This is a genomic window from Streptomyces sp. NPDC021020 (assembly GCF_044333285.1).
GTDB lineage: Bacteria > Actinomycetota > Actinomycetes > Streptomycetales > Streptomycetaceae > Actinacidiphila.
The window spans coordinates 168,832-183,114 of record NZ_JBIRQQ010000007.1 but is presented as its reverse complement, the minus strand read 5'-3'; the positions used below and the strand labels follow the sequence as shown (position 1 = coordinate 183,114).

General features: G+C 74.9%; 17 protein-coding genes. 12 read left to right on the top strand and 5 right to left on the bottom strand.

Going from position 1 to position 14,283, the window contains the following annotated elements:
- Window positions 1-30: 30 nt before the first annotated feature.
- The gene (locus ACH4SL_RS22205; protein ID WP_398448133.1) at window positions 31-1,107 is read left to right on the top strand and encodes a MerR family transcriptional regulator; all 1,077 of its coding nucleotides are present in this window, start codon (window positions 31-33) and stop codon (window positions 1,105-1,107) included.
- Between the two features lie 164 nt (window positions 1,108-1,271).
- Window positions 1,272-1,448, top strand: coding sequence for a hypothetical protein (locus ACH4SL_RS22200; protein WP_398448131.1), 177 nt, complete (start codon window positions 1,272-1,274; stop codon window positions 1,446-1,448).
- 7 nt (window positions 1,449-1,455) lie between these two features.
- Here the strand turns inward: ACH4SL_RS22200 and ACH4SL_RS22195 are convergent, their stop codons facing one another.
- Complete coding sequence (locus ACH4SL_RS22195) at window positions 1,456-2,361, bottom strand: LysR family transcriptional regulator (protein WP_398448129.1); 906 nt, start codon at window positions 2,359-2,361, stop codon at window positions 1,456-1,458.
- 88 nt (window positions 2,362-2,449) lie between these two features.
- On the opposite strand from ACH4SL_RS22195, the gene ACH4SL_RS22190 reads away from it, so the two are divergent.
- Both ACH4SL_RS22190 and ACH4SL_RS22185 read left to right on the top strand, forming a co-directional pair.
- On the top strand, window positions 2,450-3,994 hold the full coding sequence (locus ACH4SL_RS22190) for an MFS transporter (RefSeq protein ID WP_398448127.1): 1,545 nt from the start codon (window positions 2,450-2,452) through the stop codon (window positions 3,992-3,994).
- 124 nt (window positions 3,995-4,118) lie between these two features.
- Window positions 4,119-4,343, top strand: a complete 225-nt coding sequence (locus tag ACH4SL_RS22185; RefSeq protein ID WP_398448125.1) for a hypothetical protein — start codon at window positions 4,119-4,121, stop codon at window positions 4,341-4,343.
- Between the two features lie 64 nt (window positions 4,344-4,407).
- On the opposite strand, the gene ACH4SL_RS22180 is transcribed toward ACH4SL_RS22185, so the two are convergent.
- On the bottom strand, window positions 4,408-5,070 hold the full coding sequence (locus tag ACH4SL_RS22180) for an endonuclease (protein WP_398448123.1): 663 nt from the start codon (window positions 5,068-5,070) through the stop codon (window positions 4,408-4,410).
- A 246-nt stretch (window positions 5,071-5,316) separates the two neighbouring features.
- On the opposite strand from ACH4SL_RS22180, the gene ACH4SL_RS22175 reads away from it, so the two are divergent.
- Entirely contained in the window at window positions 5,317-5,709 is a 393-nt protein-coding gene (locus tag ACH4SL_RS22175) for a DUF3040 domain-containing protein (RefSeq protein ID WP_398448121.1), read from the top strand.
- Window positions 5,710-5,739: 30 nt separating this feature from the next.
- On the opposite strand, the gene ACH4SL_RS22170 is transcribed toward ACH4SL_RS22175, so the two are convergent.
- On the bottom strand, window positions 5,740-7,407 hold the full coding sequence (locus tag ACH4SL_RS22170; protein ID WP_398448119.1) for an ATP-binding SpoIIE family protein phosphatase: 1,668 nt from the start codon (window positions 7,405-7,407) through the stop codon (window positions 5,740-5,742).
- A 190-nt stretch (window positions 7,408-7,597) separates the two neighbouring features.
- Here ACH4SL_RS22170 and ACH4SL_RS22165 point away from each other — a divergent pair, with 190 nt between their 5' ends.
- The 4 genes from ACH4SL_RS22165 to ACH4SL_RS22150 all read left to right on the top strand — a co-directional run bounded on the left by ACH4SL_RS22165 (window position 7,598) and on the right by ACH4SL_RS22150 (window position 10,535).
- A complete protein-coding gene (locus ACH4SL_RS22165) occupies window positions 7,598-7,900 on the top strand; it encodes a Smr/MutS family protein (RefSeq protein ID WP_398448117.1) in 303 nt (100 codons plus the stop codon).
- A 122-nt stretch (window positions 7,901-8,022) separates the two neighbouring features.
- Window positions 8,023-9,045, top strand: coding sequence for a hypothetical protein (locus ACH4SL_RS22160; RefSeq protein WP_398448115.1), 1,023 nt, complete (start codon window positions 8,023-8,025; stop codon window positions 9,043-9,045).
- A gap of 73 nt (window positions 9,046-9,118) precedes the next feature.
- Window positions 9,119-10,267 (top strand): anion permease, encoded by a 1,149-nt coding sequence (locus tag ACH4SL_RS22155; protein ID WP_398448113.1) that lies wholly within the window; start codon window positions 9,119-9,121, stop codon window positions 10,265-10,267.
- A 37-nt stretch (window positions 10,268-10,304) separates the two neighbouring features.
- Entirely contained in the window at window positions 10,305-10,535 is a 231-nt protein-coding gene (locus ACH4SL_RS22150) for a hypothetical protein (protein WP_398448111.1), read from the top strand.
- A 34-nt stretch (window positions 10,536-10,569) separates the two neighbouring features.
- Here ACH4SL_RS22150 and ACH4SL_RS22145 read toward each other — a convergent pair whose 3' ends face one another.
- Window positions 10,570-11,388, bottom strand: a complete 819-nt coding sequence (locus tag ACH4SL_RS22145) for an MBL fold metallo-hydrolase (RefSeq protein WP_398448109.1) — start codon at window positions 11,386-11,388, stop codon at window positions 10,570-10,572.
- Between the two features lie 121 nt (window positions 11,389-11,509).
- On the opposite strand from ACH4SL_RS22145, the gene ACH4SL_RS22140 reads away from it, so the two are divergent.
- From ACH4SL_RS22140 to ACH4SL_RS22130, 3 genes are all read left to right on the top strand, one after another.
- Complete coding sequence (locus ACH4SL_RS22140) at window positions 11,510-12,118, top strand: helix-turn-helix domain-containing protein (protein WP_398448107.1); 609 nt, start codon at window positions 11,510-11,512, stop codon at window positions 12,116-12,118.
- A gap of 150 nt (window positions 12,119-12,268) precedes the next feature.
- Window positions 12,269-13,390, top strand: coding sequence for a glycoside hydrolase family 3 N-terminal domain-containing protein (locus ACH4SL_RS22135; protein ID WP_398448105.1), 1,122 nt, complete (start codon window positions 12,269-12,271; stop codon window positions 13,388-13,390).
- 288 nt (window positions 13,391-13,678) lie between these two features.
- Window positions 13,679-13,900 (top strand): hypothetical protein, encoded by a 222-nt coding sequence (locus ACH4SL_RS22130; protein ID WP_398448103.1) that lies wholly within the window; start codon window positions 13,679-13,681, stop codon window positions 13,898-13,900.
- Between the two features lie 100 nt (window positions 13,901-14,000).
- Here the strand turns inward: ACH4SL_RS22130 and ACH4SL_RS22125 are convergent, their stop codons facing one another.
- Window positions 14,001-14,171 (bottom strand): hydrophobic protein, encoded by a 171-nt coding sequence (locus ACH4SL_RS22125; protein WP_398448101.1) that lies wholly within the window; start codon window positions 14,169-14,171, stop codon window positions 14,001-14,003.
- Between the last annotated feature and the right edge of the window lie 112 nt (window positions 14,172-14,283).

The window sequence follows — 14,283 nt, the reverse complement described above, 5'->3', positions numbered from 1 at the left end:
GCGACAGCGCCCGGTACGAGGAGGGCGGGCATGGAACTGCTGAGCATCGGCGCGTTCGCGCGGGCCTCCCGGCTCTCGCCCAAGGCCCTGCGCCTGTACGACGAGCTGGGTCTGCTGACCCCCGCGCGCGTCGACCCGGCCACCGGCTACCGCTCCTACGCGCCCGGGCAGCTGGAGCAGGCCCGGCTGGTCGCGTGGCTGCGGCGGCTGGGCATGCCGCTGGCCCGTATCCGGCACGTCTGCGCCCTTCCCACGGGGCAGGCCGCGCAGGAGGTACGCGCCTTCTGGGCCGGGGCCGAGGCCGACACCGCCGCACGGCGGGACCTGGCCGCCTTCCTCGTCGACCACCTCTCGGGGAAGGACCCGACCATGTCCGTCACCACCGCACCGCTCGCCATCCGCTACGCCGCCCTCTCCGACCGCGGCCTGGTCCGCGAACGCAACCAGGACACCGCCTACGCCGACGCCCACCTGCTGGCCGTCGCCGACGGCTACGGCGGCGCGGGCGGCCCCGCGAGCGCCGCCGCCGTGGGCGCGTTCGAGCAGCTGGACGCCGCCGCCCTCCCGGCGGGTGAGCTGCTGGGCGCCCTGGAGGACGCCGTCGAGCGGGCCGGACGCGCGGTGCACGGCGCCGCCGCGGCCGCCGACGCCGCCGAGTCCGGGACCACCCTCACCGCGATGCTCTGGACCGGGTCGCAGCTCGCCCTCGTCCACATCGGCGACTCCCGCGTCTACCTGCTGCGCGACGGGGAGCTGTTCCGCATCACGCACGACCACACCGTGGTCCGGGCGATGGTCGACGACGGCCGGCTGAGCCCCGACGAGGCCGCCTCGCACCCGCAGCGCTCGCTCCTGGTACGGGCGCTCGGCGGCGGCGCCGACGCCACCGCCGACCTCAAGCTCCAGGACGCCCGGCGCGGCGACCGCTACCTGCTGTGCTCGGACGGCCTGCCGTCCGCCGTGCCGACCGAGGAGATCCACCGGGTGCTCGCCTCGGCGGCGGAGCCCGAGCCTGCCGTCCGCGAACTGGTCGCCCTCGCCAACGGCCGCGGCGGCCCCGACAACGTCAGCTGCGTGGTCGCGGACGTGGTGGAGGCCCAGGGATAGCGGGCGCCGGCCTGCGCGGCTCATCGGGAAACGGCGTGGGGTGCGGGCTACTCCCGCACCCTGCAAAGGAGTTGACGGCGCGGGTATCCTGGGCAGGACGCATCGGCGCCCGCCCCGGCTCTCCTCCCGGGCGGGCCGAGTGGGGGAAGAAGGGTGCGTGCCCGATGGTGATCGGGCTGCTCTCCGCATGTGCCGCCGTGCTCTACGGCGTCACCGTCTCCGTCCTCGCCTTCACCGCGACCTTCGCCCGCCGTCCCGCCCTGCGCGGTGCGGCCCGCAGTACCCTCGCCGTCCTGGTGAGGGGCGCGGCGGTGGGAAGGGGGGCCGACCCGCTGGGCTGACCGCACGTCAGTCCAGGGCGGCGGCCAGGGTCGTACGCAGCCAGCGGTGGGCGGGATCGGCGTCGAGCCGGGCGTGCCACAGCTGGCGCACGTCGATGGCGGGCAGCGGCGCCGGGACGGGGAACCAGCGCAGCCCCAGCCCGTCCGCGTACGACTCGGCCAGCCGCCGCGGCACCAGCGCCACGTAGGGGCTGGACGCCACCAGCAGCGCCGCCACCGCGAAGGTCGGCACCACGACGGCGACCCGGCGGCGCAGCCCCGCCGCCTCCAGGACGTCGTCGAGCGGGCCCCGGCTGCGCCCCCGGCGGGAGGCCGAGACATGCGGGTGGCCGCACAGCTGCGCCAGGGTGGGCGGCTGCTCGCGGCCCAGCGGGCTCGTCGCGCGCACCACCGCGACGACCTGCTCGCGGTAGAGCCGGGCCGACCGGAGGTCGGGCGCCGCGTCCTCGCCGACGCCGATGTCCAGGTCGACCGTGCCGTCCCGCAGCGCCTCCGGGCTCTCGCTGCCCTCGGCCACGAAGCGCAGCACCACACCGGGCGCGGCCGCCGACGTCGCCGCCACGGCCGCCGCCGCGAGCGTCGCGGCCACCCCGTCGTTGATCCGGACGGTGAACGTACGCTCCAGGTCCGCGGGTCTGACCTCGCGGTCCGTGCTGACCAGCGCCGCGGCCTCCTCCAGCAGCGAGCGCACGCGCGGGGCGATGCGCAGCGCGTACGGCGTCGGCGCCATGCCGCGCCCGGCCCGCACCAGCACCGGGTCGCCCATCGCCCGCCGCAGCCGGGCCAGCGCGCGGCTGGCCGCCGGGACGGACAGGTGCAGCCGCTCCGCGGCGGCCGTCACGCTGGCCTCGGCGAGCAGGGCGTCGAAGACCCGGAGCAGGTTGAGGTCGAGTTCGGCGGGCGGAACGGTCATACGGGAGAGTCTAGGTTGCGTCGTGAGCAAGCGTGCCTTGCCAAAGTTGCGTGGCAGGAAAGTGCCGGGTTTTCCTAGCGTCGCGGGCATGGGAATCAACGGACTCGACATCCCGCCGGCGCCCGCGCCGGCCGCACCGCCCGCGCGGCGCCAGGGCGTGGTGCTCGCCCTGATGTGCGCCTGCGTCGTCCTCGTCGTCGGCGCGGTCGCCGCCGTCAACCTGACCGTGCCGATGCTCGCGGCGAGCGGCCTGCACCCTTCCGCGTCCGCGCTGGTGTGGATCGTCGACACCTACGTCGTCGTCTTCGCGTGCCTGGTCATCCCGGGCGGCGCGGCCGGGGACCGGTTCGGCCGCAAGGGCGTGCTGCTCGCCGGGCTCGTGCTCTTCGCGCTCGGCGCCCTGCTGTCGGCCCTCGCCCCCGGGCTGCCGCTGCTGCTCGCCGGGCGCGCGGTCACCGGCGTCGGGGCGGCGGCCGTACTGCCGAACACCCTCGCGGTGCTGCTGCACGCGGTGCCGCAGGAGCGCAAGGGCGCCGCCGTCGCGACCTGGGCGGCCATGACCGGCATCGGCGGGGTCGCGGGCAACGTCGGCGGCGGCGCGGTGCTGAGCGCCGGGTCGTGGCGCTGGCTCTTCGCCGCGAGCGTGCCCGCCGCCCTGCTGCTGGCCGCGCTCACCGCGCGCCTGGCCCCGGTCTCCGCCCGGCACGCCCGCCGTCTGGACCCGCTGGGCACGGCGCTGCTGGTCGCCGCGTCGGTGGCGCTGCTGGCCGGCATCGTGCAGGGCCCGGAGTCCGGCTGGGGGAGCCCGGTCGTGATCGGCGGCTTCGCGGGGGCCGCGCTGCTGTTCACCGCCTGGACGCTGGTGGAACTGCGGGTCGCCCACCCGCTGCTCGACCCGCGCCTGCTGCGCGTGCCGCGGCTGCGCGCCGCGTGCCTGGGCATGGCGGCCGTCTTCTTCGGGATGTTCGCCCTCTTCTACGTCAACGCCTCCTTCCTCCAGTACGGCAAGGGCTTCGGGGTGCTGCGCACGGGGCTCGGCGTCATCCCGCTGACCGGGCCGATCATCGTCGCCGCCCGCCATGTCGGCGGCCTCGCCCGGCGGATCGGGCTGGACGCGACCATGGCGCTCGCCTTCGCCTGCACCGGCGGCGGGCTGCTGGGCCTGTCCACCGGCGGCGCCGGCACACCGTACGCGGTGTACGCCGGGTGGCTCGTCGTCACCGGTGTCGGCGTGGCCCTCGCGCTGCCCACGCTCTCCGGGGCCATCGCAGGCGCCCTGCCGCCGGAGCAGGCGGGCGTGGGCGCCGGGCTCCAGGCGACGACCAGGGAGTTCGGCAGCGCGCTGGGTGTCGCGGTCATCGGCACCGTCCTCACCTCCCGCTTCACCGCGGCCCTGCCGGAAGGCGTCCGCGCCCACGGCGACCCGCACACCGTCGCCCAGGCCCTGGCCGCCGCGGGCCCCGGCCACCGCGCCGCGGTCGTCGACGCCTTCGTCACGGCGGCGGACGCGGGCCTGCGTGTCGTCGGCGGGTCCGTCCTGGTGCTCGGTGCGCTCGTGACCCTCCCCGGCCTGCTGCGGCGCAGGCCCGTGGGGCCGGAGGGGACGGCGGGACGGACGCGGGGGAGGGGGTGAACGAGACCCCCCATTGGTCTGGACCTCTCGGCGCGGCTGCGGCTAGCATGCGAGGCGACATCGCACCACCTCCCATGAGATATGACGTTATGTCAGCACGTCTCGACACAAAAGGAGTTGGCACGTGAAGCGACGTATCGCAACGGCCGTCACCGCGGCCGCCGCGGCCGCGGTCCTCGTCCCCCTCGGCGCCGCGACCTCCGCCCACGCGGCGGGCGAATGGCGCACCCAGGGCGTCTACTACACCTACGACCAGTGCCAGGCCGCCGGAGTCGCCGGCTACAACCTCTGGGGGCCGAACTTCCTCTGCCAGGGCTCCGGCGGTTACGTCTACCTCCTGGTCCACTGAGGCGCGGCCCGCTCTCCGGCGCAGGCTCCCGCGCCGGGGAGCGGGCGCCCGCCCTCCCGGCGGTTCAGCCGCGGGCGGCCTCGCGGACCGCCGCGGGGGCCTTCTTGTCCAGGGAGACCCGCACCAGCGCGGCCGCGAGCACCGCCGGGTCCGCGTCCGCGCCCTCCGCGAGGTCCGCGAGCTTCCCCGGCGCGCTGGGCAGGCCCAGCGCGCGGGCGCCCTGCCCGGCCTTGCCGTCGAAGTACGGCGCGATCCGCGGCCACACCGCCTGCGCCTCGCGCAGGAAGATGTCAACACCGGCCGGGCCGATGCCGGGGAATTCGCGCAGCCGCCCGCGGATCTCCGCCACGTCGCCGCCCGCGTCGTCGCGCAGCCGGCGCAGGTCGCCGCCGTAGCGCCGCCGTGCCAGTTCGGCGCCCTCCCCGAGCCGGGTGGCGGTGCTCTCGTCGTAGCGCCGGTAGCCGCCGCGGCCCAGCGCGTCGACCCGCTGCTGCCAGGTGGCGTCCGCCATCGCGCGCGGGTCGCGCATGCCGGCGGCGGACAGCTCCTTCGCCGCCGCCACCGCGATGTCGGCCCTGATCCGGGCGCTCAGCAGATCCGCGAGCACCAGCAGCCGGTAGAGGGGCTGTGGGGTGTCCCTCATGCGGATGCCCGCCTGCTCGGCGTACGTGCGGCCGTAGCCGTCCAGGAGCGCGTGCGTGATGTCCTGCCGGTCGGTGCCGGCCATGCGACCCACCTCCCGCCGGGTGCGTAGGCCCTGCGCGTACCCGGCAGGACCCCGTCGAACCGCCGCACGGCGGCCACGTCCGGCACGTCGGCGGCGCGCCTGCCTCAAACATCGTGAAAGGCAGGGATTCACCCGATTGGCCGGGTATGTCGCCGGGTAGTCGCTGGACATGAGCGGCCGAAGCCGCCGCTACGGTCAGTGAACGCCGGCGACGGTAGCCGGGCCCCTCGGGCGAGGAGGCGCACGATGGTCCTTTCCCTGCACGAACGACGAGTGATCGCCGACCTGGAACGGCTGCTCACGCGTGACGATCCCAGGCTCTCCAAGACCCTCGCGGACTTCGGGCGCACCCGCCCGGAGCCCCTGCACCCGCCGGCACCTCCCGCGCCGGAGGTCGAACCGGCGCCGGTGGAGCCCCCGCGTGCCGAGCGGTCCGGCCGGGTCACCGCGTGGGCGAGCGTGCTGGCGCTGGTGCTGCTCTTCGCGGCCCTCGCCCTGTCGGCGGCGGCGCAGCTGCTCGCCGCGAGCGTGTGCGCGCTGGTGGGCGTCGCGAGCTGGGCGGTCTACCGCGTCGGGCGGCACCGCGGGTCCGGCCGGCCGCCCCCCGGGTCCGGCCCGGGCATCGGCCCCGGCGGCTGACCGTCCCGGCGGGGCCGGACGCGCCGCCGGTCAGCCGGAGAGCGGCTGCTCGGCCCAGATGGTCTTGCCGTGGGTGGTGTAGCGGGTGCCCCAGGTGTCGGCGAGCTGGGCCACCAGGAAGAGCCCGCGGCCGCCCTCGTCCATGCCGCCCGCGTGCCGCAGGTGCGGCGAGGTGCTGGAGGTGTCGGTGACCTCGCAGACCAGCCGGTCGGTGCGGATGAGCCGCAGCGTCAGCGGCGGGCGGCCGTAGCGGATCGCGTTGGTGACCAGCTCGCTGACGATGAGCTGGGTCGTCGGCGCCTCCCCGGCGGCGTTCCACAGCGTCAGCTGCTCGGCGGTCAGGTCGCGGGCCCGCGAGACCGACGCGGGCTCCGGCGGCACCTCCCACGACACCACGTCGCGCCCGGACACCGGGCGCGGCCGGGCGAGCAGCAGCACGCCGTCCTCCTCCCCGGACCGCACCGGCCTGACCGCCTCGACCGCGTGCGCGGCCATCGTGTCCAGGTCGTCCGCCGGGCGTCCCAGGGCCCGCACCAGCGCGTCCGGCGTGGTGGCGCCGTCGAGGCCGCCCACCACGCCGCGCGTGTAGAGGGCGAGGACGCCGTCCTCGGGCAGGTCGAGGCCGACCGACTCGAAGGTGCCGTGCTCGCCGAAGGGCGGCCCCACCGGCATGTCGACCGGTTCCGGCGGCCGGTCCGGCCGCACCACGAGCGGCGGCGGGTGCCCGGCGCTCGCGGCCTGGCAGCGCCCGGTCACCGGGTCGTAGAAGACCAGCAGGCAGGTCGTGGTGACCCCCGGGCCCTCGCCCGACGCCTCGTTCGTGGCCAGGATCTGCCGCACCAGGCGCTCCAGGTGCGTCAGCAGCTCGTCGGGCGCCAGGTCCATGCTCAGCAGCGCGCGGACCGCGGTACGCGCCCGCCCGGCGCGCGCGACCGCCTGGATACCGTGCCCGGTGGCGTCGCCCGCCACGAGCGCGACCCGTGCGCTGGACAGCGCGATGACGTCGCACCAGCTGCCGCCCTTGCCCTTGTACCGCCGCCCGGGCAGGTAGCGGCGGGTGTGCTCGACGGTCGGGTGGGCCGGGACGACGTCGCGCAGCAGCGCGTGCCGAAGGGTCTGCCGCGAGCGGGCCGAGCGCGCCTCCCGGCGGGCGTTGTCCAGGCAGACCGCGCCGTGCGCGGCGACCGCCGCGGCCAGCTCCAGGTCGCCGGGCGCGAACGGGGGCGCAGCGGGGCCGCGGTAGAGGTGGAGCAGGCCGAGTACGGTCCCGTGCGCCGTCAGGGGGAGGGCGGCGAGCGCGTGCGCGGGCCGCGCGTCCGGGACGAGCCACGGCGTGTCGGACCCCGCGCCCGACTCCAGCAGCGGCATCCCGCCGGTCAGGGAGTGCGCGTACGGGCTGCCCTGCGCGTACGCCACGTCCGCGCCCACGGGCACCTCGCCGGGCACCCCGCCGCCCGCGCGGCAGGAGGCCGCGCGCCGCAGTCGTACGGCCGCGCCGTCGACCGGGCCGGGAGGCGGCACGTCGCCGTCCACCACCCCGTCGAGCAGGTCGACGGCGGCGAAGTCCGCGAGGCCGGGCACGGTCGCGCGGGCCAGCTCGTCCGCGGTGCGCAGGACGTCCGCGGTCGTGCCGACCGAGGCGACAGCCGCGCGCAGCAGGTCGCTCCCCGCCGGGTGCCGCTCATCGGGCGTGGCCACGCCCCCAGTCTCGGCGGGGGCCGGGACCGCCGCCACCGCTGGTACGGCGGGCGGGTGAGGGGGAGTCAGGGGCGCGTCCCGCCAACGGTGCGGAACGGAACGGCGGGGTGCCCGCACACCCGTGCGGCCGGTGACCGGGGCGTGGTCCGGTCGAGCACCCGGGAGCGCCCGCCCGCCGGGGCCGGTTCCGGTGCGCGGCGCCTGCCGTACGCTGCGACCGTCACGCGACCCGTGGGAGGCGGTCACCCTGATCACGCTCGATCTGCACCCGATCTTCCGCAACAACCGCGATCTCGACGTCGCGCTGCGGCAGGCGCTCTTCAGGGCCGCCGCCACCGGGGTCGACGTGCTGCAGGTCATCCCGGGGAAGGGGACGGGCGCGCTCAGGCAGCGGGTGCTGAACACGCTGGCGCAGGCGCACCTGAGGAAGCTCTACGCCCGGGTCGAGGTCGACCCGGACAACCCCGGGCGGATCCTGGTCCACCTGCGCTGACCACGGGCCCGGGAGCCGTCCGAGGCCTGCCGGGTCCGTTGAGGGGGCCGCGCGGAGGGCGAGTAGGGTGACCGGCGCGCCTTCGGGGGCGCGAGGGGGACGCGGACGGATGGGGGCGCGTGATGGCGATACGGGCGAAGTTGACCGCGGGGGCCGTGGTGCTCACCGCGGTGGCGGTCGCGGGGTGCGGCGGCGGTGGCAGCACCGACCGGGCCGCCGCGGGCGACACGCTGCGCGTCGAGCTGGGCAGGATCACGGACACGGCGGGTCACCGCGCCTGGGTCGACTTCGGTGACCTCGGCGCGCAGCGCAAGGCCGGTCTCACGGGCACGGGCCCGGCGGCCTCGCAACTGGGTCAGCACGGGTGGGGCGAGATCGCGCCCTCCGCCCTGCTCACCCAGGAGAGCTTCGGTTTCGACGGCCGGAAGGCGAAGGTGGCCGTCGAGGCCGGCAACGCGCCCGACACCGGCGGCCGGCTCGACGGCGGTGTCGACCCGTCCGCGGTGGCGCCGAAGGTCGAGGCGCTCGGCGGCAAGCCGGAGAAGGACGGCCCGGCGGGCAGGACCTGGCGTCTCCAGGAGGACCACAAGATCTCCATGACGGGCCCGCTCGCGAGCACCTTCACCGGCGCGTCGGTCGGGCAGTTCAACCTCGTGCGGACCGGCGGCTCCTCGCTCGTCCACGCGTCCTCGCTGGCCGCGCTCGACGGCGTCGACGCGGACGGCGGCCGCACCCTCGGCGGCGACGCCGCCTTCACCGCGGTCGCGACGTGCCTCGACCACCCGCTGGCCGCCGAGCTGACCGACCACGGCGCCGGCGACCCCAAGGCGGCAGCGAACGGCACGGTGCTCGGCGTGGGCACGCGCGGCGCCTCGGCCACCAGCCTGACGAACGAGCTGTGCCGGACGAACCCCTCCGCGTCCGCCGCGGACGCGCTCGCGGCGCGGCTGCGTGCGCAGCTCGCCTCGGGCAGCTCGCGCGCCGCCGACGAGCCGTGGTCGCGGCTGCTGACGGGTGCGAAGGTCACGGTGGAGGGCGGCCCGCAGCACGTCGTGCGCCTGACGGGCCGCCCCGCCGACGGCCGCGGCGACGTACTGATGCAGGCGCTGACCACCGGCGACCTGGCCTCGCTGCTCGGCCCCTGAGCACCACCGCTCCGGCGCCCGGCTTCCCGTGTCCTTCGCCGGGCTGGGCGCCGGGCCCTGTTTACCTGGGCGGATGGACCACATCACCTTCCTCGTGGGAACGGTCGTCGTCGCGGCCCTGGCCTTCGACTTCACGAACGGTTTCCACGACACCGCCAACGCGATGGCGACGTCCGTCGCGACCGGTGCGCTGCGCCCCAAGGTCGCCGTCGGCATCAGCGGTGTGCTGAACCTGGCGGGGGCCTTCCTGTCCACGGAGGTGGCGAGGACGATCTCGGGCGGGATCGTGGACGACGCCCTGGTCACACCGGGCATGATCTTCGCCGGACTGGTCGGCGCCATCCTGTGGAATCTGACGACGTGGCTGCTCGGGCTGCCGTCCAGTTCCTCGCACGCGCTGTTCGGCGGCCTGATCGGCGCGGTGTGGGTCGGCGCGGGGCGGCACGGGGTGCACTTCGACAAGGTGCTGGAGAAGATCGTCGTTCCCGCCGTCGCCTCGCCGGTGGTGGCGGGCCTGGCCGCCCTCGCGGCCACCTACCTGGCGTACCGGGTCACCGCCCGCTCGCCGAAGGAGGGCGTCTCACGGGGTTTCAGGTCGGGTCAGATCGCCTCCGCCTCGCTGGTCTCGCTCGCGCACGGCACCAACGACGCGCAGAAGACGATGGGCGTCATCACCCTGGCGCTGATCTCCTGCGGGGCGCTCGGCCAGGACGCGGGCCCACCGGTGTGGGTGATCCTGACCTCGGGGCTGGCCATCGCGAGCGGTACGTACCTGGGCGGTTGGCGGATCATGCGCACCATGGGCAGGGGGCTCGTGGAGATCGAGTCGCCGCAGGGCTTCGCGGCCGAGTCGGCGTCCGCCACGGTCATCCTCACCTCCGCCGGCCTCGGGTTCGCGCTGTCCACCACGCAGGTCTGCTCCGGCGCCATCCTGGGCGCCGGTACGGGCCGCCGGCTCGCCGAGGTGCGCTGGAGCACGGCGGGGCGGATGGCGCTGGCCTGGCTGGTGACGCTGCCTGCCGCAGCCGCGGTCGGCGCGGTCGCGGCGGGCGCGGTAGTGCACGGCGGCACGCTGGGCATGGTCCTGATCGCGGTGGCCACGGCCGTCGTCGCCGCCGTCATCGTCCTGCTCTCGCGCCGGGACCCGGTGCACGCCGCGAACGTCAACAGCGCCCCGCGCTCCACCGTCCGCCGCTCGGCCGACGCGCGGGCCGGGGTGTGAACGGGACCCGCGCCGACCACACAGCAGGAGGCACCGCATGGACGTGAGATGGGGATCGCTGGCCGAGGTCGCGGTGGTGAGCTTCGGCGCCACCGTCGCCGTGGTGCTGGTGTTCGCGCTGGGGGTACGCGCCCTGACCGGCCGTGCGGCGGACCGGACGGCCGGTCAGGGCGGTCCCGCACGCGCCGTGGCGGCGGGAGCGTGCTTCGCGGTGTGCGCCGCGGCCGTGGCCTACGGGCTCTACCTGATCGTTCCGCACTCCCACTGACCCGGCCGCGCGCGAAGTGGCCCGGCGGGCTCGGTCAGCCGATCGGTGGTGCGAGGTATTCCAGCGCGTAGCCGTTCCCGGAAGGGGTTACCCGGGCGATGCCGGGCGAGTCGAGATGGGCGCCGGCCACGAAGTGCTCCGGACGTGTCAGCTGTTCGAGGAGGGCCGCGCGTGCGGCGCGGGCCTGGGACTGGTCGCCGTCGAACTCCCAGGAGATGTCCGGCCGGTCGAACTGGAGCGTGGGAACGTGAACGGTGTCGCCCCAGGCGAGAAGGTGGCCGGCGCCGCTCCTGACGTCGTAGACGGTGTGACCGGGGGTGTGGCCCGGCGTCGGGATCGCGGTGGTCCAGCCGTTGATCGCGACCTTCTCCGACACGGGAACGACCCGGTCGCGGAGCGGCTCCAGCCGCCCCGTGAACACCGAGGTGTCGCCCGCGCCGATCCACACGCGCTCGAGTGCGGCGAACGCCTCGGAACCGTCGGGCGCTATCAGGCCGTTCACATGGTCCTCGTGCCGGTGGGTGATGGCCACGTCGGTGATGTCCGCGCGGTCGATTCCCGCTTCGTCGAGCGCGGCGTAGATCAATCCCATGGTGGGGTCGTGCCAGGCGTTGGACGCGCCGGTGTCGATGAGGACCGAGCGCGTGCCGTCGGTGACGAAGAAGGCGTTGACCGACAGCCGCAGGTTGTCGCCCGCCAGCGGGACGACGGCCGGGAGGCTGTCGAGCGCGCACCCGTCCTCGTCGCGCAGCCGGGTCGGCGGCATGTCGATGTACCCGTCGCGCAACGAGACCACCCGCAGGTCGCCGAATTCGAACGTGGCGTGGTGCCGGCCACTTGAGATCACACGCATGGAACCCCTCCGTCGCGGCGGGTGCAAACCCCGCCCCGCATCTTCAATAGAAGACCATATCTTCTTTAGAAGACACCCTACACTGTGAGGGCAGCGGGGTATTCGTCGATCAAGGAGCACGGTGGTCGGGCAAGAGGGAAACGCGGCCGAACCGCAGCACGGTGACGACCTCGCCGGCGCGTTCGGCGGCAACGTGCGGCGACGCCGCGAGGAGGCGGGTCTGACGCTGGAGCAGATGTCCGCGCGGTCGTCCGTGAGCCGGGCGATGCTGTCCAAGGTCGAACGCGGGGAGAAGAGCCCGACGATCGGCGTCGCGTCCAGGATCGCCCACGCGCTCGGCGTGTCGCTCTCGGACCTGATCGGTGCGCCGGCTGCCGCCCCGTCCGGTGTCGCCGTCGTCATGCGCAGGGGCGACCGCCCCGTCTTCCGTGACCCGGAGACCGGCTTCGAGCGGCACATCGTGTCAGCGGCCCCTGGCGCGGGACGGGCCGAGATGATCGTTCACCACCTTCCCGCGCAGGTCTCCACCGGACTGCTGCCCGCGTACCCGCACGGTACGGAGAAGCAGCTCGTGGTGCTCGAGGGCACCCTCACCGTCGCGGTCGGCGGGATCAGCGAGACCCTCGACGCGGGCGATTCCCTGTTCGTCCAGGCCGACGCGGACCACGGCTTCGCCAACCGGACGGACGCTCCCTGCGCGTACATCATGGTCATCTCGCGCAGGACCTGACCGGCCGGTCCGGCGGGCGCAATGGCGCTTTCTTTCAAGCATCTTGTGCGTCAAGAAGATTTCCTTCACTCTTGGCGTGGGCCGCACCCGGCCGCACCCCAGCCGCACCTCCCGTCCCGGCCACCGCACACTCCCCACCCGGAGGACGACATGGCAGGAACCGGCCTCCCCGGTCGCCCCTTCTCCCGCCGCAGCGTGCTGGCGGCCGGTGCGGGAATCGCCACCGCCGGTCTCGGCGGCAGGCCCAGCCCCGCCGGGGCCGCCGCGCCGACCCCGCAGCAGCAGGCCGGGCAGCGGGTCGTCTTCTCCTACTCCGGGACGACCGTCCCGCAGAGCCTGCTCGCGCAGATCGGCGCGGGCCAGGCGGCCGGCGTGATCTTCTTCGGCGACAACATCGGCAGCCTCGCCCAGATCACCGCGGCCGTCCAGCAGATACGGCAGGCCAACGCGAGCAGCCCGTCCCCGGCGCCCCTGCTCCTGATGACCGACCAGGAGGGCGGCCAGATACGGCGGCTGCCCGGCGCCCCCGCCCAGTCGGCCAAGCAGATCGGAGCCTCGGCCGACCCGGCGGGCGGCGCGGCGAGCGCCGGCACGGGCGCGGGCAACCTGCTGCGCAGCGTGGGGATGAACGTCAACCTGGCCCCCGTGCTGGACGTCTACCGGACGGCCGGGGATTTCGACGACCAGTACCAGCGCTCCTACAGCACCGACCCGGAGGTGGTGGCGGTCTGCGGACGGGAGTTCGTCACGGCCCAGCGGGCCACCGGCGTCGCGGCCGCCGCCAAGCACTTCCCCGGTCTGGGATCGGCGAGCGCGGCGCAGAACACCGACCTGCGGGCAGTCACCCTGACGGCGACCCTCTCCGAACTGCGGTACATCGACGAGATCCCGTACACCGCGGCGCTCGCGGCGGGAGCCGAGCTGGTGATGGTGTCCTGGGCCGTCTATTCCCACCTCGACGCCGCGCATCCCGCGGGGCTCTCCCCGACCGTGGTGCGCGGCGAGTTGCGCGACCGGTTCACCTTCACCGGCGTCACCATCACCGACGCGATCGGGGCGGGCGCGCTGAGCGGCCTCGGTACCCCCGCGCAGAACGCCGTCACCGCCGCGGCGGCCGGCATGGACCTCATCCTCGACGCGTCCGGCGACGTCGCACAGGGCCAGGCGATCGTCTCCGCGCTGGCCGCCGCGCTCCAGAGCGGCACGCTGGACGCCGCCGACTCCGATGCCGCGGCCGCCAGGATCAGCGCGCTGCGCGGCCGGCTGTTCTGACCTCTTCTCCCGGATTCCCCCGCCCCCTCGAACCGCCGGTCGCCGCACGGCGGTTGCCTTCCCGGGGAAGGTGCGCCCGGCCGTCCGGGGGGGGAGAGGGACGGCCGGGCGCCACCGGGCGGCAGCGCCGCCGGTCCCCGAGGGGACATGGCACCCAGGGGGGCCAACAGGTCGCGTGCCCCGGTCCCGACCTCTCACACCTGCTACGCCGCGGCGACTTGGTGGCCGAACCTCCGGAGTTTCGCTCGCCCGTTCGAGGGCAGGCGGTCCTGCGTCTCAGGAGGTCGAATGCCGGAATTCGAGGACGAAAGCCACCCGTCGACAGGGCAGTTGCCCATTGTCGGCTACAACCACCTGGCGGGCCGGACGGCGGAGAGCTATTTCCCCGGGCTGGGCCCGGAGGAACTCGCGGACCTGCTCCGGTACGAGAGATCGCATCGAAACCGCCTTCCGATCATCCGCTCCCTGGTCGCGCGGCTGAGGAATTTCCGCCACGGGGCGGCCGGATAGCCGCCCGGCGGTTCCGCAACCGCGCCGGACCGGGCGGATGTGCAGCGTATTGAGGGCGCCCCCCGCCGGGGGGCGCCCTCAATACGCTGCGGAAATGCGGCTACCAGCGATACCACCGGCCCCGTCCGCCGCTGGAGTGGGTGCCCCGCATGACGAATCCCAGCAGCCACACGACAAGCACCACGACCGCAATCCACCACAGGAGATGGAGCGCGAATCCGGCGCCGAAGAGAAGCAGTGCGAGAAGAAGAACGACGAGCAACGGTCCCATGGTTATCAACCTCCAACCAGCTTGTGCCCCTGGTCGGAACATGTATGCCGGTGGAGTTCCCGGTATCGCGGGCGAATTGAAAGGGGCCGGCCGAAAGGGACCGGAAAGGAAA